The 23,875-nt window shown below is 32.3% G+C and carries 20 protein-coding genes and 1 tRNA gene; 14 read left to right on the forward strand and 7 right to left on the reverse strand.

Annotated elements, in window-relative coordinates; all coding sequences use genetic code 11:
* Window positions 1-67: 67 nt before the first annotated feature.
* The 3 genes from ACIQ4I_RS01185 to betB are packed head-to-tail and all read left to right on the forward strand — an operon-like array spanning window position 68 to window position 2,879.
* Window positions 68-529 carry a flavin reductase family protein gene (locus tag ACIQ4I_RS01185; RefSeq protein ID WP_403092050.1) on the forward strand — a complete coding sequence of 154 codons (462 nt, stop codon included), beginning with the start codon at window positions 68-70 and terminating at the stop codon, window positions 527-529.
* 18 nt (window positions 530-547) lie between these two features.
* Window positions 548-1,435 (forward strand): cytidyltransferase, encoded by an 888-nt coding sequence (locus tag ACIQ4I_RS01190; protein WP_403092052.1) that lies wholly within the window; start codon window positions 548-550, stop codon window positions 1,433-1,435.
* Window positions 1,410-2,879 carry a betaine-aldehyde dehydrogenase gene (gene betB / locus ACIQ4I_RS01195; RefSeq protein WP_403092054.1) on the forward strand — a complete coding sequence of 490 codons (1,470 nt, stop codon included), beginning with the start codon at window positions 1,410-1,412 and terminating at the stop codon, window positions 2,877-2,879. Before ACIQ4I_RS01190 ends, betB begins: the two co-directional genes overlap by 26 nt.
* A 134-nt stretch (window positions 2,880-3,013) precedes the next feature.
* Here the strand turns inward: betB and ACIQ4I_RS01200 are convergent.
* Together ACIQ4I_RS01200 and pdxR are read right to left on the reverse strand one after the other, a co-directional pair.
* A tRNA-Lys gene (locus tag ACIQ4I_RS01200) sits at window positions 3,014-3,087 on the reverse strand.
* A 118-nt stretch (window positions 3,088-3,205) separates the two neighbouring features.
* Window positions 3,206-4,582 carry a MocR-like pyridoxine biosynthesis transcription factor PdxR gene (gene pdxR, locus ACIQ4I_RS01205; RefSeq protein WP_403092056.1) on the reverse strand — a complete coding sequence of 459 codons (1,377 nt, stop codon included), beginning with the start codon at window positions 4,580-4,582 and terminating at the stop codon, window positions 3,206-3,208.
* A 332-nt stretch (window positions 4,583-4,914) separates the two neighbouring features.
* Between pdxR and ACIQ4I_RS01210 the strand changes: the two genes are divergently transcribed.
* Window positions 4,915-5,928, forward strand: a complete 1,014-nt coding sequence (locus ACIQ4I_RS01210) for a C45 family autoproteolytic acyltransferase/hydrolase (protein WP_403092058.1) — start codon at window positions 4,915-4,917, stop codon at window positions 5,926-5,928.
* A gap of 114 nt (window positions 5,929-6,042) precedes the next feature.
* Window positions 6,043-7,206, forward strand: coding sequence for an iron-containing alcohol dehydrogenase (locus ACIQ4I_RS01215; RefSeq protein ID WP_403092060.1), 1,164 nt, complete (start codon window positions 6,043-6,045; stop codon window positions 7,204-7,206).
* A 270-nt stretch (window positions 7,207-7,476) separates the two neighbouring features.
* Here the strand turns inward: ACIQ4I_RS01215 and ACIQ4I_RS01220 are convergent, their stop codons facing one another.
* Entirely contained in the window at window positions 7,477-7,974 is a 498-nt protein-coding gene (locus ACIQ4I_RS01220; RefSeq protein ID WP_403092062.1) for a CarD family transcriptional regulator, read from the reverse strand.
* A gap of 143 nt (window positions 7,975-8,117) precedes the next feature.
* Here ACIQ4I_RS01220 and ACIQ4I_RS01225 point away from each other — a divergent pair, with 143 nt between their 5' ends.
* Window positions 8,118-8,552 carry a MarR family transcriptional regulator gene (locus tag ACIQ4I_RS01225; protein ID WP_403092064.1) on the forward strand — a complete coding sequence of 145 codons (435 nt, stop codon included), beginning with the start codon at window positions 8,118-8,120 and terminating at the stop codon, window positions 8,550-8,552.
* 306 nt (window positions 8,553-8,858) lie between these two features.
* Here the strand turns inward: ACIQ4I_RS01225 and cbpA are convergent, their stop codons facing one another.
* A complete protein-coding gene (gene cbpA, locus ACIQ4I_RS01230; RefSeq protein WP_403092065.1) occupies window positions 8,859-9,509 on the reverse strand; it encodes a cyclic di-AMP binding protein CbpA in 651 nt (216 codons plus the stop codon).
* Between the two features lie 427 nt (window positions 9,510-9,936).
* Here cbpA and ACIQ4I_RS01235 point away from each other — a divergent pair, with 427 nt between their 5' ends.
* On the forward strand, window positions 9,937-10,917 hold the full coding sequence (locus tag ACIQ4I_RS01235; RefSeq protein WP_403092066.1) for an NAD(P)H-dependent flavin oxidoreductase: 981 nt from the start codon (window positions 9,937-9,939) through the stop codon (window positions 10,915-10,917).
* A 566-nt stretch (window positions 10,918-11,483) separates the two neighbouring features.
* Here ACIQ4I_RS01235 and ACIQ4I_RS01240 read toward each other — a convergent pair.
* The gene (locus ACIQ4I_RS01240) at window positions 11,484-12,173 is read right to left on the reverse strand and encodes a DNA alkylation repair protein (RefSeq protein ID WP_403092068.1); all 690 of its coding nucleotides are present in this window, start codon (window positions 12,171-12,173) and stop codon (window positions 11,484-11,486) included.
* Between the two features lie 443 nt (window positions 12,174-12,616).
* Complete coding sequence (locus ACIQ4I_RS01245) at window positions 12,617-13,270, reverse strand: VOC family protein (RefSeq protein WP_403092070.1); 654 nt, start codon at window positions 13,268-13,270, stop codon at window positions 12,617-12,619.
* A gap of 822 nt (window positions 13,271-14,092) precedes the next feature.
* Between ACIQ4I_RS01245 and ACIQ4I_RS01250 the strand changes: the two genes are divergently transcribed.
* On the forward strand, window positions 14,093-14,722 hold the full coding sequence (locus tag ACIQ4I_RS01250; RefSeq protein ID WP_403092072.1) for a M15 family metallopeptidase: 630 nt from the start codon (window positions 14,093-14,095) through the stop codon (window positions 14,720-14,722).
* A 120-nt stretch (window positions 14,723-14,842) separates the two neighbouring features.
* On the opposite strand, the gene ACIQ4I_RS01255 is transcribed toward ACIQ4I_RS01250, so the two are convergent.
* Window positions 14,843-15,796: an LCP family glycopolymer transferase gene (locus ACIQ4I_RS01255; protein WP_403092074.1), complete on the reverse strand. Its 954-nt coding sequence runs from the start codon at window positions 15,794-15,796 to the stop codon at window positions 14,843-14,845.
* Between the two features lie 301 nt (window positions 15,797-16,097).
* On the opposite strand from ACIQ4I_RS01255, the gene ACIQ4I_RS01260 reads away from it, so the two are divergent.
* The 6 genes from ACIQ4I_RS01260 (at window position 16,098) to ACIQ4I_RS01285 (ending at window position 23,866) form a co-directional block, all read left to right on the forward strand.
* On the forward strand, window positions 16,098-17,360 hold the full coding sequence (locus tag ACIQ4I_RS01260; protein WP_403092076.1) for a glycosyltransferase family 4 protein: 1,263 nt from the start codon (window positions 16,098-16,100) through the stop codon (window positions 17,358-17,360).
* On the forward strand, window positions 17,357-18,631 hold the full coding sequence (locus ACIQ4I_RS01265; RefSeq protein ID WP_403092078.1) for a glycosyltransferase: 1,275 nt from the start codon (window positions 17,357-17,359) through the stop codon (window positions 18,629-18,631). Before ACIQ4I_RS01260 ends, ACIQ4I_RS01265 begins: the two co-directional genes overlap by 4 nt.
* Window positions 18,632-18,663: 32 nt before the next feature.
* Entirely contained in the window at window positions 18,664-18,927 is a 264-nt protein-coding gene (locus ACIQ4I_RS01270) for a hypothetical protein (protein ID WP_403092080.1), read from the forward strand.
* Window positions 18,908-21,616, forward strand: coding sequence for a glycosyltransferase (locus ACIQ4I_RS01275; protein ID WP_403092082.1), 2,709 nt, complete (start codon window positions 18,908-18,910; stop codon window positions 21,614-21,616). Before ACIQ4I_RS01270 ends, ACIQ4I_RS01275 begins: the two co-directional genes overlap by 20 nt.
* A gap of 172 nt (window positions 21,617-21,788) precedes the next feature.
* Window positions 21,789-23,066 (forward strand): nucleotide sugar dehydrogenase, encoded by a 1,278-nt coding sequence (locus tag ACIQ4I_RS01280; protein ID WP_403093326.1) that lies wholly within the window; start codon window positions 21,789-21,791, stop codon window positions 23,064-23,066.
* On the forward strand, window positions 23,063-23,866 hold the full coding sequence (locus tag ACIQ4I_RS01285) for an ABC transporter permease (protein ID WP_403092084.1): 804 nt from the start codon (window positions 23,063-23,065) through the stop codon (window positions 23,864-23,866). The genes ACIQ4I_RS01280 and ACIQ4I_RS01285 overlap by 4 nt, the downstream gene beginning before the upstream one ends.
* Window positions 23,867-23,875 lie beyond the last annotated feature (9 nt).

Consider the following 23,875-nt stretch of genomic DNA (forward strand, 5'->3'; position numbering starts at 1 on the left):
ATGCCATTGAAGAATTGGTTGCGCATAAATTAGTTGTTATGAAATGTTAATTGAAGGAGGAAATTCGATGGATGATCGCTTATTTAGAAATACAATGGGGAAATTTGCCACTGGCGTAACTGTGATTACAACAGCAGTTGAAGGTGTGCCTTATGGCATGACAGCAAATGCATTTATGTCTGTATCCCTATCGCCAAAATTAGTTGTTGTTTCGATCGGTGAGAACGCACAAATGAACTCTCGAATTTCAAAAGCTGGTGAGTTTGGTGTAAGTTTCTTAGCAGAAGACCAAAAAGATTTATCTATGATATTTGCAGGACAGGTAAAAGAAAATCAAAAAGTAGATTTTAAGTGGCTAAATAATTTACCAGTCATTGAGAATGCAATTGTAAATTTAACTTGTAAAGTATATAACACACATGTTGAAGGTGACCATACTTTATATATTGGTGAAGTAACAGATTTTGAGGTTGTTGAGGGGAATAATCCACTCGTCTTTTACGAAGGAAAATATCAAGAAATTCATTAAAAGAGAGGAGAGGGAGAAATGGAAATTATTGAGTTTAACGCAGAATTAAATGTGAAAAAATATCGTGCAACAAATCCATGTGTCTTAGCATTAGGATTTTTTGATGGTGTGCATAAAGGTCATCGAAAGTTATTGGAAGTCGCTCGATCCATTGCAAAAGAAAAATCTCTTGAACTATCAGTGATGACATTTTTCCCTCATCCTAGTAATGTTCTTCCAAATAAAAAGAAAATCAATCAATATTTAACACCTAAAGAAGGAAAAGCTGCAATTTTTGAAGAATTAAATATTGATAAAGTATACATTGTAAATTTTGATTCTCATTTTTCTAAGTTACCCTATGAACAATTTATTGAAGATTATATCATGGGTCTAAGCTGCAAACATGTTGTTGCAGGATTTGATTTCACTTTTGGGCATATGGGCAAAGGAAATATGGATATTCTACAAAATGAAAGTCGAAATCACTTTGATGTAAGCGTTATCAGAAAAGTTGAATATAAAAATGAGAAAATTAGTTCGAGTGCAATTCGTGAACTTTTGAATAAAGGAAATGTTGCTAAAATTCCACATTATTTAGGAAATCCATATTGTGTTAACGGCACTTTAAGAAGACAATCAAATGGATTATTTATTGATGTTGATTGGCAATATTTATTGCCAGAACCAGGTTTATATATAGTGGAAATAGAAATGCAACATGTAAGTTATATAGAAAACTGTATTATCTCAAATAACCATGCCGTTCGAATTTTACAAGACTTCACAACCTTTATGAAGTTTGATCAGCAATTAAAGGTCAAGTTACATATTCTAGAAAAGCAGCCTAATACAGTTTATCAATTACCTATCCAATCTACTGACTTAGGGGGAGAATTAGATGAAAAAATATCAATTGTTTATTGATGGTAAATGGCAAGAAGCAGTTTCAGGTAAAACATTTTATTCGAATAATCCGTCTACTGGAGAAGCATATGCTGAGGTTGCTGAAGCAGGAGCTATGGATGTAGATATTGCAGTAAAGGCAGCAAGGCAAGCTTTTGAAAATAGTGAATGGTCTAATATGGCTCCAAGTGATCGAGGGCGATTGCTTATGAGAGTTGCAAATCTATTAAGAGATAATCAAGAAAAGTTAGCTATTATTGAATCAACAGATAATGGTTTACCGATTAATGAGACAAAATATATTGCCATTCCAAGCATGATTGATGTATTAGAATTTTATGCTGGACTTGCAAACAAAATCCAAGGAAGCACTTTATCTTCACCTAATGACCGTTTAAATTACACATTAAAAGAACCTATTGGTGTAATTGGCGCAATTGTTCCCTGGAATTTTCCGCTTATGCTGACAATGTGGAAATTAGCACCTGCATTAGCAGCAGGTAACACAATTGTCATTAAACCTTCAGAACACACGCCAATTAGTATTTTAGAAATGGCACAGCTATTCAAAGAAGCTGGTATCCCAGATGGCGTTATTAATGTCATTCCTGGTTTTGGTAAAGAAGCTGGAAATGCTTTAGTTTCACATCCTGACATTGATAAGATTGCTTTTACAGGCTCTACAAAAACTGGTCAATTGATTATGCAAACTGCTAGCCAAAATGTGACAGATATAAGCTTAGAACTAGGTGGTAAATCTCCTAATATTGTTTTTGAAGACGCGAATATCGAACATGCAGTGAATGGTTCGATGTTTGGTATTTTCTTTGCACAAGGTCAAGTATGTGCATCAGGAACCCGCCTATTTGTGCAAGATTCTATTTATGATGAATTTGTTAAACAATTCGTAGAAAAAGCAAAAAAAATAAGAGTTGGAGATCCATTGGACGAAGCAACTCAGATGGGGCCCCAAACAAGTACAGATCAACTTGAAAAAATTGAATATTACGTCAGCAAAGGAAAAGAAGAAGGAGCAACACTACTTCTAGGCGGTGAACGTAATGAGAACTTACAGAAGGGGAATTATTATACACCAACTGTGTTTGGTGATGTTACGAATGATATGACTATTGCGCGTGAAGAAATTTTCGGTCCTGTACTTTCTATTATTCGATTTACGGATGAAGAAGATGTAATTCAAAAAGCAAATGATACATTATACGGACTTGCAGCGGGTGTATGGACATCCAATCTTCAAAGAGCGCATCGAATGACGAAAAAATTAAAAGCAGGAACTGTTTATGTAAATACTTTTAGTATGTTAGACACAGTTGCACCTTTTGGTGGTATGAAACAAAGTGGAATCGGTCGTGAACTAGGTATTGAAGCATTACAAATGTACACAACTACAAAGCATGTTTGGATTGATTTAAATGAAGATGGATTTAATTGGTATGGAGTATAAAGGCTTTGATGCTAGCTTAATCGGCTAGCTTTTTTTATACACAATTTTAGTCTTAGAAATAGGAAATAAATTCCAAATCCTTTTTTTACAAAATAAAAAGAACATCATCAAACGATGATGTTCTTTAAGTAATATGGGCGTAGTGGGGGTCGAACCCACAACCCCCTGATTAAGAGTCAGGTGCGCTAGCCAATTGCGCCATACGCCCGTATGCCTTACGACATAAATTATCATAACTCTGTATTCTTATAATGTCAAGAGGGGAACTAGGGTATTGTTATTGTTATTTTTACTGTTTATTTAATTTACTCGTTACTATGTAACATTTAGCTCCAAGCCTCTTTTAGTAATTCAACACCTTTCAAAATTTCTTCATTAGAGTTTCCTCCAAAGCCCAATTGAATCAATGGATAGTTCGGTTTTCTTTTGATGAAATAACGTGAGGCACGATACACTTTTACCCCATAATTAGCTGCTTTTTGGATTAACTGTTGTTCAGAATATCCTTTTTTTACTTGCAGTAGAACATAAAGCCCAGATTCTTTACCTAAGATCTCTATATCATTACAAAAAGCTTCTTCGATTACCGTCGTTAATGTATCCATCTTATTTTTGTAAGTAGTTCTCATTTTTCGAATATGCGATTCCCAAAAACCATCTTCCATAAAAATAGCCATCGCTCTTTGGTGAATTGCAGATGCGGTTTGCTCAATCTTTGAAAAAGATTGATGATATTGTTTCAGTAACTTTGGTGGAAGAATCATGTAACTAACCCGCATTGTAGGCAAAAATGACTCTGCAAAACTTCCTAGGTAGATTACATGACTTAAATCATGGGAAGCTAATGCAGGTATTGGTTGCTGTGAATAACGAAATTCACTGTCGTGATCGTCTTCAATGATAATACTATTTGAACTATATGCCCATTCGATTAATCTTTGGCGTTCATATATTGGCATTGTTACACCAGTTGGGAATTGATGAGAAGGCGTAGTATAGAAAATGTTATTTGTAGTTTCAGGTAACTGTTTTAAGAACGTTCCTCGTTCAGAAATAGGCATCGGACTAATTGTAAAATCAAATAATGGACTAAATTTACGGGTAGATTCAAAGCCAGGATCTTCACAAATAACTGTATGATAGTCATTTTTTAAAAGTAGACCGATTTTCATTAACAATTCCTGCTTACTACTTCCGATAATAATAGATTGCGCATCCGCATTAATCCTTCTTGATTTTAGTAAATAATAAGATAGTTGTTGACGTAAGAATGGATCACCTTGGTAATGGTCCTTTGAATAGATAAATGATTGTTCCATTGCTAGATTCGTACATTGTCTCCATTTCACTGTTGGAAATGAATCCTGGTCAACAGCGTTGGGTTGGAACTTAATCGTGTATGTTGGAATCTGGTTCCGTAAAATTGTGTAATTAGCAGTTTTCCAATTATCATGTTCTTTCTTAACTGAATTCACAAAGTAACCTTTTCTACCTTCACTGCGTATATAACCTTCAGTAAGTAATTGGTCATAAGCTGATAATGTTGTATTACGACTAACGTTCAAATCAATTGATAATTGCCTAATGGATGGTAATTGATCATCTGATTTTAATGTTTTATTTAAGATTAATTCTTTTATATGAAAATAAATTTGCTGATATTTTGGTGTCCCTTTTTTTATTAGCAGTTTCAAAGTCTTCATCCAAATCATCCTTTCCTATATGTCGAATCGTTGGTGTAAATTAGCGAAATCAAAAGAATTACTTCTTTTCATTATACAATAACCAATCCATAAAAATCATGTCAGTTTTCATAAATATTGGAATAGTTATGCGAATCCATTCTTCCAAAATCTAAAAATAAACTTAAATTTATGTCAAAATACACTATAATTCAAATCGGCGAGGCTGGTTGGAATTACTAGCCTCGTTTTTGTTATGTAAAAGTATATTACTTTACTAATATATTCCAAATAATTTATGATTTTACTATTAAGTACTCTCTAAGAAAAAAATGACAGGATGGGGGATATATATGTCAAATTTTAAAGTTCAAGTGCTTCAGATTCGAGATAGCTCATATAATATTGGATTTAAAACTGGAAAAGCTATTCAAAGTAAACCGATTATTAAAGCTTTAGAGATGATAACGAAACCTGAGATTGATTATGAAAATATGAAATCTATTTATATATCATTTGCTCCTAATCTACTTGATGAGATGCAAGGTTTGTCTGATGGTTTAGGGATTTCTTTAAACAAAGCAGCCGCATTATTTAGTGGATATGATGTTCCCAAAACAGAAGCAATGGGTTGTTCTGCTGTTATAACAAAAGATTATTATGTACGCAATTATGATTTTGGTCCGGCTTTATATGATGGCTGCTTTAGTTTAGTTCAACCTAATCAAGTTTTTTCTTCTGCAGGTTATAATCTACAAGCTATCGGAAGACATGATGGGGTGAATGAAAAAGGATTAGTGATTGGACTACATTTTGTGAGTAATCAGGATTATTCAGTTGGATTATCAGCATGGACTTCAATTAGAATGATTCTAGATACTTGTGCAACGACAGATGATGCCATTCAAATGTTGAAGGAAATCCCACATTCAGCTTGTTACAACTTTTCAATGGCTGATCGAAATGGAGATATAGCGGTTGTTGAAGCCACTCCAAGTAAAGTAGTAATAAGAAGGGACCCAGAACTATTGACATGTGTAAACCATTTCCAAGAGCAAGACCTTAAACAGCAAAATAGAACAGTTATCGATAATTCACTTAAAAGAAATAATTTTTTGCAAAGCTTTCGAGATAGCAAACTAACACAATGTGAAATGTTCAACAATTTTGCAAATAGTGAATCACCATTATTTTTCACTAATTATGATGATTTATTTGGAACACTCCATACGTTTTCATATTCGTTCAAAGATGAAAGGATTTTAACTTCCATTGCTAGAAGTGAGCAAATATTAGATATAAATTTTCTTGAGTGGCTAAAAGGGAAAAATTTAAAACCAAGTATACTATCCGGTATCATTAAATAAATTGAATTCAAAAAAATGTTGCTACAATTGGATGATATATTCATCTTATGCAAAATATTTTTTTTATAAGCTTTTAAACTATATAATAAGAATACGAATAGGAGGTTTTACAACTTGGAAAATTTCACCTTTTGGAATCCAACGAAACTTATTTTTGGTAAAGGACAACTAGAAGCTTTAAAAACAGAACTACCAAAATACGGGAAAAGAGTATTGCTTGTATATGGTGGTGGAAGCATAAAACATAATGGATTATATGAACAAGTTACAAACTTATTAGCGGAAATAGGTGCAGAGGTTTTTGAATTATCAGGGGTTGAACCAAATCCTCGTCTTTCAACAGCAGAAAAAGGAATTGAAATTTGTAAAGCAGAAAACATTGATTTTCTTTTAGCTGTTGGGGGGGGCAGTGTGATTGATTGTACAAAACTCATTGCTGCTGGGTCCAAATATGATGGAGAAGCATGGGATTTGGTAGTGAAAAAAGCATTTGCTACAGAAGCATTACCATTTGGAACTGTTTTAACAATTGCAGCAACTGGCTCTGAAATGAATTCAGGATCAGTTATTACAAATTGGGAAACACAAGAAAAACATGGCTGGGGTAGTAGCGTAACATTCCCACAATTTTCAATTTTAGATCCAGTTAATACCTTTTCACTTCCTGAAAATCAAACGATTTATGGAATTGTAGATATGATGTCACATGTATTCGAACATTACTTCCATCTTGAAGAAAACACTCCTTTCCAAGATCGTATGTGTGAATCATTACTCATTACAATTATGGAGACTGCACCTAAACTTCTGAATGATCTTGAAAATTATGAATATCGCTCTATCATTTTATATAGTGGAACAATGGCGTTAAATGGAATATTAAATATGGGGTATGCAGGTGATTGGGCGTCACATAATCTTGAGCATGCCGTTTCTGCTGTTTATGATATTCCCCATGGTGGTGGATTAGCTATTTTGTTCCCACATTGGATGGAACATAATCTAAAAGTAAAACCATCTCGATTTAAACAATTAGCCGTACGCGTGTTTAATGTCGATCCACAAGGCAAGAGTGATGAAGAAATTGGGCAAGAAGGTATTCAAAAATTACGTGAGTTTTGGAATAGCATTGGTGCACCATCACGTTTAGCTGATTATGATATTGATGACAGCAAATTAGAACTGATGGCTGATAAAGCGATGGTAAATGGAGAATTTGGTAAATTTGCAAAGCTTAATAAACAAGATGTATTAGATATTTATCTGGCTTCTTTATAGCTAAAGAAATATTGAAATTCATTTATGCCGTTGAGAGCATTATAACTCAACGGCATTTTATGTATTTCTTTATTACTTTTCTAAGAGTCTAATTAGAAATATGGGCTCTTTTTTTATTTTGGATAGATTATTTCTTTGTCAATTCATTAGGGAACATTTTTAAATACAAATGACAATACTGCTCACCAAAATTATAGGTGAGCTTCATTGAAATTAAATATTGAAATTAAATATTGAAATTAAATATTGAAATGTGAATAGTGAATTTTATTACTGAAGATTCAATTCTTTAAGTGCTAATGCTTCAACAGTTGCTGGGGTGGTTTGTAAGGCAACTGCCATTTCTGAAAATAGCGTATGCTGCATAAATTCTAGGAACTTATTGTCTTGATTCGAAAGTTTTCTTTCTGAATTAGCATATTCAGATTTTTTTCGTAAAAGTGTAATCAATACACTAACGATATCATTACGATTGCCGTTATGGATCGTATTTTCAAACATTCGTACTCGGTTTGAGGCGTTATCAATCCAATCAACACCTTCACTAGAAAATTGTTTAATTAATGCTTCCGATTCTTGTGAGTTAACTAAAGGTGAAAAAGTTTTTTCTGCACTATCAACTGGAACTCGAATAATTAATCCTTCTTTGTCAATCGGATGAAGAACGTAATATAATTTTGTATGATTATTGAATGTACTCTCACTTACCTCATCAATTTGGCAAATTCCATGTGTAGAATAAATAATCAAATCACCATTTGTATACATTGTAACGACCCCTTTAGTTTGTTTTGTCAACTTAGTTGACAATGTTAAGTATAGTCTTTATAGTGAGCTAATGTCAACTTAGTTGACGTAAAAGGCAAGCTATTATAAAGTGTATTCATTAGAAATGATAGGAGTGAACTACCTTGTGTAGTCAATTAGAAGAACTTGATGTACTAGATTTATTAAGTAAACGACACATGAACTTAAGAAAGAAAGTTGAACGTATGTGGAATTCTGCAAATGAAATTAAGATTTCAAATTCTGAATGGTATGTCATTTCGTTTACATACAAGAAACAGCCAACAATTGCTACAATCACTAAGCAGGTAGATATTACACGCCAAGCGACTCACAAATTAATTAAAGGATTAGAGCAAAAAGGCGTACTGGAAATTCATAATGCATTGCATAATAAAAAAGATAAGTGTGTAACTTTAACAAGCTACGGTGATTCCATATATGAAGAATATACAAAAATAAAAAACGAGCTAGAATCAGATATTAGTCACCATATCGGTAAAGAACAATTACAGCTCCTTAAAGCGATAATAAGTAACGACTGGGGAATAGAGGACTAAAAACAGCTGGTAATAATTTGTAAACTTTCAGTGGATATGAGATGAAAATTATCATTCCAATGTATATTAATTTCAATTAATTTCTAAGTTTAATAGAAAGACTGTTAGTTCTCTTACCAAGAATTAACAGTTTTTTTAAAAAGCGAAAAACTGAAAATGCACACTCAGTTTATACAACAAAAAGCTAAGAGTTCTTTTAATCGAATCGTACTATGTTTTAAATTAAAAAAGTCAAATCTAATGAAAGATTTGACTCATGAAAAAGAAATTTTATACATTATCCTTGATGAAGGATAGTGGTATTATTTATTTGGTTTCAAATTCTTCTTCATTAAATACTTCTACATCAACAATGCGAACGCCGATTGTATGAAGAATCGCTTCAATTTCTTTCACAGTTTGCTTATTTGCCCCTTTATCAAGCGTAATGATGATTCTTCTTAAATACCAATCATCGTCATCAATTGAGAATACAGAGTGAACTGGCCATTTTTTTCGAATAAGTGAAAGTGTTTTGGCAAGTATTCCTTCAGCAACAGGAACGGCAATTGTTAGAGCACAGCTTCCAGTCCGATACCCCCAAGCTTCTTCCAACAGTTCAAATACTTTCGAATGTGTTAGGATGCCACAAAAATTACCGTGTTCATCTGTAACGGCAAGATAAGGAAGCCATTTAATCTTTAAGAAAACTTTATAAAATGAACTGTTTATATCGATTACTCCATCTTTATCCATTGCGAGTTCTGAGATACCGATATCTTGTTCCCCATGTTTTTTCTGATATTCAAGAATATCAACTTTGTAGGCATTCCCTAAAAACTTTTCTTTGTTTTTATCTAAAATGGGGATACATCTATAACCAGAATCGTAGAGTTTCTCTAAAACAGATGAGGCAAGATCTGTCTCAGTACAAAACACAATGTCACTTTTTTTTACATATCTCTGCTTGACGATCATGTAAATCCCTCCTAGAGAATTCAAAACAAAATCATACAGGCTAGAGTATGTATCGAATGATGAAAGTATTCGGAAAAATAGAAGGTATTTTGAAGTAAATATGTTTTAAATCATATTTAAAGAACTGGATAAATGATTTAGAGACAAAAAAAGAAGTATACTTTCCCTGAATGTCGAAATAAGTAAATTCCTATTTGTTATATTAAATGGAAGGAATTATCCATTCCATTATGATGTATGAACCATTTTTGGAAGATTCAACTCCGAAAGATAAAAAGAAGAAATAAAATGAAGTATGAACAATAGAAATTTAAAAGAAAGTAAACTATCGATCTCTTTATAATGTAAAATTATTGCGTTTACTGTACAAAAAATTCTATTTTAAGTAAAATTATTATAGATTTACCTTTCGAAAGGATGGGATGGAATGGTGAAGGAAAATGTAAAAGAACAGTTGATGGCATTAGAATTACCTGTAATTGCTGCACCAATGTTTTTAGTATCTGGTATCGAGCTTGTCGTGGAAGGTTGTAAATCAGGGGTGGTTACGACTTTTCCGTTGTTAAACGCTAGAACATCAGAAGCATTAGAAGAATGGATGCGGGAGATTACGACACAGTTAGCAGAAGCGGAAAAAACAAATCAAAGTGTAGCGCCATGGGGAGTTAATCTTGTTGTGCATAAGTCAAATGATCGCTATGATGCAGATGTTGAATTAATCAAAAAATATCAGCCGCCGATTGTCATCACATCATTAGGAAAACCAACAGATATTGCGAAAATCGTTCATCAATATGGAGGACTAGTATTCTCTGATGTGATAAGTGTTAAACATGCGAAAAGAGCAATAGAAGCGGATATAGACGGACTTGTTCTTGTATGTAATGGGGCAGGTGGGCATGGTGGTACGCTGCATCCAATGGCTTTCGTACATGAAGTGAAGCAATTCTTTGATGGATTAATTATCTTATCAGGGGCAATTTCACATGGACAAGACATATTGGCTGCCCAAGTAATCGGTGCAGATTTAGCGTATATGGGTACTCGCTTTATCGCGACAGAAGAATCAATGGCAAGCAACGCTTACAAGAATATGTTGTTAGAAGCTGAAGCTGGCGATATTGTTTATACGGATAAACTGAGTGGAGTGAATGCTAATTTTATTCTGCAAAGTGTCATAAAAGCTGGACTAGATCCTAGTAAACTTCAAAAGCCTGACAAACTTGAAATCGTTCATAAAGCAGATGATGAAGCAAAAGCATGGAAGAACATTTGGAGTGCAGGCCACGGAGTTGGTGGCATCCATGAAGTATTACCAATAGCTGAGTTAGTAAAAAAACTGAGCGCTGAATACGAAGAGAGTATTAATAAAGTTATTGAAAAAAAACAAAAGAAAATTAGATTGTAAATAGATATAATAAAGCAAAGTAGCTTTTGTTCAAGTGAATATAAAGCTACTTTTTGTTATGTAATGAAATATTTCATTACACAACAAAAATATTAAGTAAACTTGATATGCGAAGTTTATATATTTAGTTTTTGATATATGAATCAATTTCATAATTCAATGATTTGATAAAATACACTAACATTAAATTGAACATTATTTTATGCCATATCTAAAGACCTTTGTCTATGAAGCTGGAGACTCCTGCAGGATAGCCAGGAAGGCACTGAATAAGTAAAAATAGATGAAAATTTATGATAAAAATCTGGTATATTTATCATCGTTGAAGTGGAATTAGCGGAGACTCCTGTGGGGAAACGAGCTAGACGAGACCCCGCAGGTAGCGAGGAGGCTCGTCAGTTCGCCCACGGAAAGCGGAGCTAATTCTACTTCATTCAATAACAGATATACTATAAATATTTTTAACCTAACCCAATATAAGCAATTAAATATTAGAACACAAAAGGACTTCATGGAAAAGTGAAGTCCTTTTGATTGTGACCAAATAATTAGTCGCAAAAATATTTCTACTTGCGTTTCATTGCTCGAATTTTATCCTTTATTCCGTGATCAATACGGTTTGATTCAATAATTTTTTGTAAGGCTTTATTGTAAGTGAATGTATCCTGCGAACTTGTTTTTAAATAGGCTTCCGTTATTTCAGGAAATTTAATATAGCAAATGGAAATCGCCCACGCAACAGCCATTTGGGTATAGAACTTTCCATTTTGAATGGAATCCAGTAAGGCAAGTGTTTGTTGTATATATGTTTCATTCACAAAATAATTAAGCAGCATGACGGCTGCAAAACGAGCCTTATATTCTTCATTTGATCCTGCATAAGGCTGGATAAACTGCCACATTTCTTTTTGATGTTTTTTTGTACTTTTTAGTCCAGTACAAAAGCTATCGCAAACAGACCAGTTATCAATTTTTGGTATGAAATCCTCTATATGTGTTAATTGCTCCTCAAAATCCATTTTTGCATAACCAATGACCATCCCACTAAGCATTTTTTCTTCATAAAATTGATATCGAGTGTTTGATAAAAATGAAGGGGCGTCTTCCTTTGCCACTTCTTTCGCTATTTTACGAATAGCTGGAATCCGCACACCGATCATCGAATCTTTATCAACTGTTGGAATCAGCTTAGCATTAAAATCTCTATAGGGCAGATCTCGCTCTTCAAATAAACGTTCTTGAATAAAATTCTTCATATAAGTTCACCTTTTTCTACAATGCTTTGTTTTAGTCTAAATGAAAATATAAAAGCGAACAAATTCAAATTAAGTGAAGACCTTAATATATAGCATTTTTATAAATCTCGATAGTCTATATACAAACATAATGGATAGCAACTAAGACAATAAAAAATGGAATCAATGATTAAATCAAAATTCCCCTAGATAAAAGTGATAACTATAGTTGAAAATGAACTTAGTGATTACGGAAAAACATTAGAACCAATACTTAGCTCACCTGATAATTGGGGAGAAAATCATATTGTAAAGGTGTACGAAAGAAAGGTATTTAGAGGATAATGGTCTGAATGATTAATAGTTATACTATAGATGAGCAATCTTATTAGTAAAAACAAAAAGCAGACCTTTAAAGTCTGCTTATTTTCATAAAAAAAGTGGTAGGGACACCAATAATTTCATTAAAAATTATCAATAATTCCTTTATTTGTCTGAATAATTATAGGAGCCTGAATAGCATGTTTAGTTGAAAATAGCCATCTTCTTCCGATCGGTCCTAAAAGTATAAAAGCACCATCTTCGAATTCACCGAAAAAATTAAGACTCATTTTCTCTAATTCTTCTCCATCACGAATTGGAATTCCTATTTTATCCAGTTTCCCTGCAGTTTCTCGAACATTTGCAGTAGTTAAACTTATTTCACTTATGGATAAAATATGATCCGATGAGAATTCTTTATCATCTGATATTGGTGATGTAGTTCTTCTTGCGATAAATTCAACAATATTCCCAGCAGGATCTTCAAAATAACAAGCATTCGCTTGAGATTTCCCATCAAAATCAATTTCATCCAGATTGTCTTCTTTTAGTAAAGTTAAACGTGTAGAAAGCCATTTCTTAGCTTCTGGAAATAAATTTGCATGGATATTAAAGGCGAAGTGGTAATAGTACGCATTATCTTCGTGATCTTTATTTAATTCAAGTATACTTTCACCAATTTGAAAAGCTGCATAATTAGTATTAAAGGTTATCATTTTAAATTGAAGTATATCTTGATAAAATTTTACTGTTTGTTCAAAGTTAGAAACCTGTAGTGAAACCTTTTCAATCTTCATCTTAATCCCTCCCGTAACAATCCTTTGAAATACATTATAATAATTAGAAGGATAAAATTGCGTCATACACAAGTATGAATTGATCTACATCTTTAGATGGAAGAAAGGATTATTTAAGTGAATCAATTTCATAATGTAAAATTCATTTAAAATATACGAACATTCAATTATCCAAGTTTGTTCATTGTAACGTTTTCGACGGCGAGTCCTCGAAAATGCATTCGATATTTTATTCGTGTGATGTTTATTCAGAGGTGTTCAATCATAGCCCTACAGGAAAAGCTTGAGCTGAAAGCCCAGCAGGAATTTAGTGAAGGCACTGAAAAAGTAAAAATAGATGAAAATTTATATTAAAAATCTTGTATAGCTATCTTCTTTGAAGTGGAATTAACGGAGACTCCTGTGGGAAAACGAGCTAGACGAGACCCCACAGCGCAGCGAGGAGGCTCGTCAGTTCGCCCACGGAAAGCGGAGCTAATTCCACTTCATTCAATAGCAGATATATACTATAAATATTTGTATTACTACACTTTTCAAGTAGCCTCAAAGCGAGGAGGCTCAACGCTCGCCCCTGGAAAGCGCCGTGTGTAGCGGAACAACCAAATTTGAATAATGAAAAGTTAGTATGTTGAAATGATCATATTAAAAACCATAAATGGATATATGAAATAGATTAAATAATAAAAATATTTAGCGTATGAAAGTTATACTCTCTGGAAATTACTTTAATTGAACTGCAATAGCAGATTCGTTAAAAGAATGAAGAAAACAGGATAATTCATACTATGATGGATTAACTTTTTAAGGAGCACACTTTTAATAATGAAAAGTATCAATAATCATTTATTAATTACATGGATTATCATAATCGTATTTATTATTGTAGTGATTCTAAGTTTAACTTTAATTCCTAAACCCCAAGGAGAAGGGGAAGAGTATATCTATTTAGGGAAAGATGCACCCATCCCGACGGCACTAGATCCAATTGTGGATGAAATGAAAAATAAGTTAATCAATAAGGCAGCAAATCAAAAAATAGATGTTTATATCACAGAAGGAATCCGATCTTTTGCAAAACAGAACGAATTGTATCAACAAGGGAGAACTACTAGAGGTAAAATTGTTACAAATTCAAAAGCAGGCGAGTCCTTACATAATTATGGATTAGCATTTGATTATGCATTATTAGATAAGAATGGCGAAATAATTTGGGATACGAATTATGATGGCAATGGAAATGGGAAATCCGATTGGTTCGAAGTTGCTGATATAGGAAAAAAACTTGGGTTTAACTGGGGGGGAGATTGGATTGGATTCAAAGACTATCCTCATCTACAAATGACGTTCGGGTTAAGCATTGACATGCTAAAAAGTGGATATCGCTTAAATGATGAAGAGATTAGGAAAAATATGAAGCAATATTTAAGTCTTAAATCTTATGAAAATTATTGAAGTATTAATCAACCAGTTTTACGTTTAATCAACGCCAATAATTCACTTGTAACAAAGAAAGCTGTCTATAAGCAAAATACAATCTGCTAATAGACAGCTCTACTTCTTTTACTAAGACAATTAAGGTAACTCTAAATGGTTACGTAATTCCTTGGAAATTTCCTTCAATTCTTTTTCATCCATCTTGTAATACCAAATCCCATTAATAATTTCACTTCCACCTTTTTCAAACCGTAATTGATCGATATTTGAAATAGAGTCTTGATAATTATGTAGAAGCTTCATCATTTCCGAAAATGTTAAGTTTGTTTGCATATTTTTCCCTAATGAATTAAAAATATCCTTATAGTTTAAGAGACTATCCACTGACACTGCCTCTTTAATAATACCTGAAATCAATTGTCTTTGTCGGTCTTGTCGACCAAAGTCCCCCTCAGGATCATCATGTCGATTACGAATAAAGGCGAGAGCAGCTTTGCCGTCTAATTTATTTGTTCCTACTTTAAATTGATAGCCATTTTGCTCAAATGCTCGTGTACTTTTTACTGTAATTCCACCGACTGCATCAATCATATCCGAAAAACCATCCATATTAACTTCTGCAACATAATCAATTGGAATATTAATTAAATGTTCTACTGAATCCATTGACATTTTAATACCCCCAAAAGCGTAAGCATGGTTCAATTTATCATTTGTATTATGCCCTAACCCTACAATTTCGGTATATGTATCTCTTGGAACACTGAGCATTTTTGTATCCTTTGAATTAGGGTTTATTGTTAATACAATAATGGTATCAGATCGACCAGTTTCACCTTCACGGCCATCAACCCCTAACAATAATATGGAAAATGGATCTCTTTTCTCAAAATTTACTTGTTTCACACGCTGTTTCGATTGATCACGATTAATGTTAACATGCGTTTCCTTCAAATTTGCTGAAAAGCTATTATACATACTGTAGGCCATCCCGCTTATTCCAAGTACTAACACCATAACAATGCCTACAATCCATTTCCAAAAGCTTTTTTTTTCATTTTCTTGTATTCTTTTTCTTCGTTCACCAGCCATCTCAAGCCTCCGTATGCAATTTGGTAATAACATCTAGTTGAACTTATCAGAAATAGCACCATATACGGCTAATTCATAAATAATATGGGCTTCTTTTAAAATAGACTACTTTTTGAAAAAATAAAGAGTTTATTAATAAAATTAATAATAATTTACAAATAGTTAATAAAAACGAATCAGTTCCTTAACAAAATATGTAAATAATTATGCTACAATGAACGCGTAAACAAAATGCCGGAGAATAAATATACAGAATAATTCGAATCTTCAAGACTGTAGCTACTTTAGGAGGTTGCTCTCATTGTCTAATTCCAAAATATTAATCATCACCCAAAATTTTTATCCTGAAATAGGTAGTCATGCAAATCGAATGAATAACATTTTCCAGCTAATACAGAAAGAAGGATATGATGTATCCGTACTGACAACCGAGCCTACTTATCCAAACAAACAACTTTATAAAGAAAAAAAATTTTGGAATGACAAATCACTAGATGATGCAAGTAAAGTTCATCGAATTAAAGTGAAAAATAGGAAATACGCTTTAAATATGCTAAATAGGTTGATTCACTATCTGGAAATATCGATTAAAATGTTACTTTTTGTACTATTTAGTAAACAAAAATATGATGTTGTTCTTGTTACAACGCCAGCTATCTTCATTGCATTTGTTGGAATTGTTGCAAAATTGAGGTATAGGTCGAGGTTTATTTTAGATGTCAGGGATCTATGGCCAGAATCATTAAAAGGAGTAGGGGTATTTAATCAAAAAGTAATTATCAACCTCTTTTCGCTATTTGAAATTTACTTATATAAGAAAGCAAATCATATCATTATAAATAGCATTGGATTTAGAGATTATATTGTTAATAAGGCTAAGATCAATCCAAACAAAATCACTTATATTCCGAATGCAGGCAGACAATATGAATTGCAACAAGCCTATAGATTTCATAGGAATTTTAGAGTCATTTACACGGGGAATATTGGACTTGCTCAGGATGTCGAATTCTTAAAAAGCTTAGTTCAAAAATTAGATAAAAACCATATTTTAATAACGATTGTTGGATATGGCCAAAAGAAAAACGAGTTACAAAGATTTATTAAGGATAACAAATTGAACAATGTTTCATTTATTAATCCTACTACACGAGAGGACTGTTTAAAATTAAACTCCGAGCATGATGTTGGAGTTCTTTCTTTAAATAACAATGATGTTTTTGATACAGTGCTACCTGGAAAATTAATAGATTATATGATTTCTGGTTTACCAGTTGTAGCGGCTGTTTCAGGGTACTCTAAAGAGATTATTCAAAAATATCAATCAGGTTTTTTTTCTGAAAAACGAGATGCATATGAAATTGTGAAATATATTTTATTATTAAAATATAGCCCTGAATTACGAGAAAAAACAGCAAATAATGCGATTAATTTAATCAAGGATCAATTCATATGGGAAAAGAATATCAAAAAATTAATATCCTTGCTTAAAGAAGAGAATCAAGTCGCAGAACCCGAAACAGTACCATTACTAAACCAAATAGATAAGGACATCAGACTATGAGAAAAAAAGTATGTATGTTTGTTTGGAACCATTTTACAAATGATGCGAGAGTACTTCGAGAATGCACAGCTTTATCAGAAAAAGGATATAAAGTAGACCTTATCTGTATTCATGATCCAAGTGATAAAAATATGAAGTATATTGAAGAAAGGAATGACAATTTCAATGTGTATAGAGTTAGGAGATATCCTTTCGTATTTACAACACTTCAATATTGCATGAAGAATAAATTAGCAGGTGGAGTAGCATTAGTTATTTGGTTATTTTTGGCATATTATTTCCCTTTAGTTTTCCTACCACTAACCTTATTAGGGGTACTTATATTAAAGACTAAATTAAAAACAGCTTTATTAAGAGGCAGTGTCATTACACGAATGATCTTAAAAGGCAGAATGAAAAAATACGATATTTATCATTCAAATGATTTAAATACATTACCTCAAGGCTATCTATGTGCAAAATGGAGACTTATAAAAAAACCATTAATTTACGATTCACATGAAGTACAAACTAGTCGAACAGGTTATGATAGCTCAATTTATAGCAAGATGGAGCAATTCTTTATTAAAAGAATGGATTCGATGATAGTGGAAAATCATACCAGAGCTAAATACAATGAAGTTCTATATGGATTTTATCCAAATGTCGTACATAATTACCCATTTATCCAAAAGAAAATTGAGAATAACCATGTGGATCTACATGAAATACTCCAACTGCCTGAGAATGAAAAAATTCTTCTTTACCAAGGCGGAATTCAAGCAGGGAGAGGATTAGATAAATTGATAAAAGCTGTTCCAAAATTCAATGCAGGAACTCTTATTCTAATTGGAGATGGTCGCATTAAAACTGATCTAATTAAAATGGTTAACGAAATGAATCTTCAAGAGAAAGTGAAATTTTTACCAAAAGTACCACTAAGTGAATTACCGAAATATACAAGAAATGCTTATTTAGGATTTCAAGTGTTAAATAACACGAACTATAATCATTACTCAGCTTCATCCAATAAATTATTTGAGTACATGATGGCAGGTGTTCCAGTCGTCGCTTGTGATTTTCCCGAAATTAAAAGAGTTGTTGAAGGAGAAGAAACCGGGATCTGTATTGATTCACATAAGCCTGATGAAATTGCAGCGGCAGTTAACAAATTATTGGATAATATTGCATTACGCAACCGATTAAGCGAAAACAGTTTAAAAGCTAGTGAATTATTCAATTGGGAAAAAGAAAGAGAATTATTCATCAATGTATATGCGAAGGTATCTTAAAACCATCTAATTTACTACTAGGAGTGCTCACATTGGAGTTAAAAACAGAAGATTTATCGAAAGAATTGGAATCTCTAAAAGAATCTTTAATTAACGAAAAAAAATCTAAAGTAATGTTTCAAGAAGAACTTTTAAGAATGTACGCCCAAGAAGAGAATCTATTAACTTCTCATCAAAAATTACAATCACAATATCATGCAATCAGTAATTCGAAACTTGGAAAGCTTACTTATGTATATTGGAGATTCTTAAAAAGAATTAAGCGAGGCAAAAGAAATGCAAATAACCAACATTGATGAGCAGCTTAAAGAGATCCAATCAAGACGACAAAATCTTGAAAATGAGATCAAAAAAGAAAAATATCAAATTGATTACTTAAAAGAAAATGGAGAGTTACCTTTAATAATCCCTGAAGAATCACTACTTCTTTATGAGATTAAAACAGCACAAACAAAAATGACGAAGGAAGAATATTTAAGCTATCGAGAAGAAATAGCTGATTTAAATTATTTTGACCACATTAAACCATTACTAGATTATATTCCTGATAGTAATGGAAGCCGGTATTACGAAAAGAATACGATTCGAGTGGGAATCATTGCAGATGAATTTTTATATCAATCCTATAAGGATGTCGCAAACTTTATACCCATTACAATTCAAAATTATCAAGAATTCAAGGATCAATTAGATTTCTTATTCGTTGTAAGTGCTTGGAAAGGCTTGGATGGTAGTTGGGTGGGATTAGCGAACTCTGCATCTTCAAAAAGAAAAGAATTATACAAAATGATAAATTTCTATAAAAAGAATCATGTAAAAACAGTATTTTACTCCAAAGAAGATCCTGTAAATTATGATAAATTTATTGGAATTGCAAAGAAATGTGATTATGTTTTTACAACAGCGAAAGAAAAAATTGATAGATATAAAAAGGCATGTAATCATGATAAAGTTTTCGTTTTAGAATTTGGAATTAATCCACTATATCATAATCCAATTGGAATAAATAATAACAAAAAGAGTAAAGGTGTTTTCTTTGCAGGGTCTTGGTTAAATAAGTATCCAGAAAGACAAAAAGAAACAATTGAGATTTTCGAGGGTGTAATCAGCGCCAATCGAAATTTAAAAATAATCGATCGAAATTTCCATTTGGATAAAGTAAATTATTTCTTCCCACAAGAGTACTTAGAATATGTTTCGCCATCTATTGAACATGAGTATCTTCAAAAAGTTCATAAACTATATGATTGGGCAATTAATTTAAACTCAGTGAAATTCAGTGAAACCATGTTTGCCAACAGAATTTATGAGCTACAAGCGATTGGGAATATTATCATTTCGAATTATAGTGTAGGGGTGAATGACAAGTTTCCAAATGTCTTTATAGTGAATAATCGCAAAGAAGTCCAAGATATTTTGAACGGATTTACAGATGAAGAAGTTTATAAGCATCAAGTAGTAGGAATACGAAATGTGATGTCATCACATACAACATTCCAAAGATTTAATAACTTATTAGAGAAAATTGAAATAGTCTCACATTTTACCGCTAAAAAAGTACTAGTTGTGGCTGATAAATTAACTAAAGACGTTATTAGAGATTTTGAAAATCAATCATATCTAGAAAAGTATTTAATTTCTGAGCAAGAATTCAATGAGCAGATAAAATCACAATATGATATCGTTGCTTTTTTCAGCTCAAACTATCAATATCTAGAATTCTATTTAGAAGATATGATCAATGGATTTAAGTATACAGATTCGGATTATATTGCTAAAAACAGCTTCTATAATGGCAGCAAATTAATCGAAGGCTTAGAACACAACTATATCAATGTAATTCAAGATAAATATAAAACAGTTTTTTGGGCAAATACTTTCCATGCAGATGAATTGCTAGAAATGCCTACAAATTACAAGAAGAAATATGGCTATAGTATAGATCATTTTGAATTAAATACTACTAGAGTTCATGAACTTGAGATACCAGATATTGAATATGAATTATCTGTAATTGTTCCTGTTTATAATAACGGAAAATACTTGTTAAACAAGTGTTTTAATAGCTTAAAAAGAAGTAGCATTTTTGAGAAAATGCAAATAATTATGGTGGATGATGGTTCTTCAAACAAAGAAACCTTGAACACAATTAATAGAATTGCAAGAGAGCATCCAAATGTAATTACCTATTTCTTTCCAGAGGGTGGAAGTGGTAGTGCTTCAAGAGCAAGGAACATGGGAGTAGACTTAGCAAACTGTGAATATGTAACTTATTTAGATCCAGACAATGAGGCAGTTAATGATGGTTATGCTCAGTTATTAATTCTATTAAAAAGTGATCATGAATTAGATATTGCAATAGGTAACATGATTAAATTTGATAATACGAAAATTAGCTATTTTAAATATTATCAAACAGTAACTGAAGCTATTCAAAGTAGGATCATTAATAATCCAAAACAATTATTAATTCATACTGATTTGAGAACGCAAAGTATTCAGGCATTAGTTGTGAAAAGAAAAATCATTACAGAGCATCAATTGAAAATGGTTGAAAATGCAGGTGGTCAAGATACGTTATTTTTCCAAGAGTTACTTTTACATTCAACAAAAGGTGCAGTAATTGATCTGGATATACACATTTATTATGCAGCTGTATCAGGTTCAGTTACGAATACTGTGACAAAAAAATTCTTTGAAAAATATTACACATTGGAGAAAGAGAGACTGCCATTTTTGATTAGCAATGATTTGCTCACTTTGTATATGGAAAAGCGATTTACTTTCTATTTCAGAAATTGGTATCTGATAAGAATTAAACGAATAAATGATGAAGATCAAAAAGAGGCTATCGATACTCTTTACAAAATTTATTCTTTATACAAAGAATTTGTAGTGGAACAATCAGTAGAAATTGATAAATTTGAAGCTTTTTATAAAAGAGGTAAATACAAAAAAATTGCTAAGTACTTCTCTAAAATTTGATAATTGAAAATTCAGATATCAAATTGAAGGGAGGTGACATGCAACTATTCGTACTAGATTCAAAATTTTATTTTTACCGATTTTCTCATACAGTTTCAAGGTTAACTTGAATCAATATATTGATCGAAAACCTTATCAAAATGACTAATTTGTATATTGGAGGAAAATAATGATGAAATTATGTACGATTGGCTTAGGATATATTGGATTACCTACATCAATAATGTTTGCAAAACACAATGTGAATGTTGTGGGCGTAGATGTTAAAAAGGAAGTAGTAGAATCATTGAATAGCGGGAAAATTCATTTAGAAGAGCCAGGATTACAAGAAGCTCTAGAAGAAGTTATCTCAATGGGAACTTTTAGAGCTGAAATTGCACCTGAAAAGGCGGATACGTTCATTATTTCCGTACCAACCCCTAATTATCATGATCAATATAAATCTTGTGATTTAACTTATGTGCTAAGTGCAGTAAAATCAGTATTACCATATATTGAGAGTGGGAATACAATCATTGTTGAATCGACAATAGCACCCCGTAGTATGGATGATTTCGTAAGACCGTTAGTAGAAGGGGCTGGCTTTATAGTTGGAAAGGATGTTTTCCTAGTTCACTGCCCTGAAAGAGTTTTACCAGGACAAATTATGCAAGAGTTAGTATTCAATAATCGTATTGTTGGAGGAATTACAGCAGCTTGTACGGAAGCTGGTGTAAATGTATATAGTACATTTGTTCAGGGAGAAATTATTCGAACAGATGCAAAAACAGCAGAAATGTCTAAACTTATGGAAAATACATTTAGAGATGTTAATATTGCACTGGCAAATGAACTCGCGAAAGTATGTAATGAGTTAGAAATTAATAGCCTTGATGTTATTAAAATGGCCAATAAACATCCAAGAGTTAACTTACATACACCAGGACCTGGAGTAGGGGGGCATTGTTTAGCAGTCGATCCATATTTTATCGTCGCAAAAGCTCCTGAAACAGCACAATTAATCAATTTATCTCGCACGATTAATACATCCATGCCACATTTCGTGGTAGATAATGTTAATAAATTGATGGAAAATGCAAGTGGAAAAGTCGTTACTGTTTTTGGGCTAACGTATAAAGGAAATGTAGACGATATCCGTGAAAGTCCAGCTTTAGAAATTTTTGAAATGCTTAAATCCCAAGGAAATTATGAAGTTCGTGCATATGACCCACATGTTCAATTGAATTGGGTTATGCAAGACCTTGCGCAAGCTGTCGATGGCTCAGATTTAATTGTTGTACTTACAGATCATGATGAATTTAAGAGATTTGGCGAAAGTGTTTTTATGCAGATGTCGAACAGAAGAATTTTTGATACAAAAAATATTGTGCAAAAACTATCACATGATGTTGAATATATGAATTATGGAAATCTCTTTAAATATACGAAAAAGGAAGCTACACTTGTATGAACTTCGCTGGGCAAGTTTTGAAAGAGCAATTTCTCCATTTAAATTTGATATTCCGTTTAAGTTTATATGAAGAAAAAGGGAAATATACAATGCACTACTTGGGTGCATTATGGCAAATATTAAACCCATTCATTCAAATAGGAGTTTATTGGCTTATTTTCGGACTTGGGATTAGAAAAGGGTCGCCAGTTGATGGAACCCCATTTTTCCTTTGGTTGATCATTGGACTTGTTCCATGGCTATATATAAGTCGAACAATTACGCAAGCTTCAAATAGTGTTTTTGCAAAAGTAAATTTAGTATCTAAAATGCATTTTCCAGTTAGCGTTTTACCAACGATAAAAATCGTGGGGAATTCAATATCTTTAATTCCCATGCTTATTATTACGATTGGGATTGCGTTATTATACGGTATCTTCTCAGGTGCCTATTTAATTCAACTAATCTATTATCTAATTTGCTTATATTTCTTGCTCTTTGCAATTACATTACTCTTATCGACACTTACAACCATTATTCGAGATGTGCAGATGATGGTGCAATCAATTGTGCGTCTATTAATGTTTTTCTTACCAATTGTATGGAACGTTCATAATTTTCCCGATTTCTTTGTCAATATATTAAAATTAAATCCATTATTTTACATTATTGAAGGCTTTAGATTTTCTATTTTGGGCGGACAATGGTTTTTTGAAGACCTACCATATACAGTTTATTTCTGGAGTTTAAGTATTTTAATATTAACAGTTGGCTCCTTTTTACACATCAAATTCCGTAACAAATTTGTTGACTACCTATAATCGGAGGAA

This window comes from Rummeliibacillus sp. NPDC094406, assembly GCF_044763875.1.
In the GTDB taxonomy this organism is placed as follows: Bacteria; Bacillota; Bacilli; order Bacillales_A; family Planococcaceae; genus Rummeliibacillus.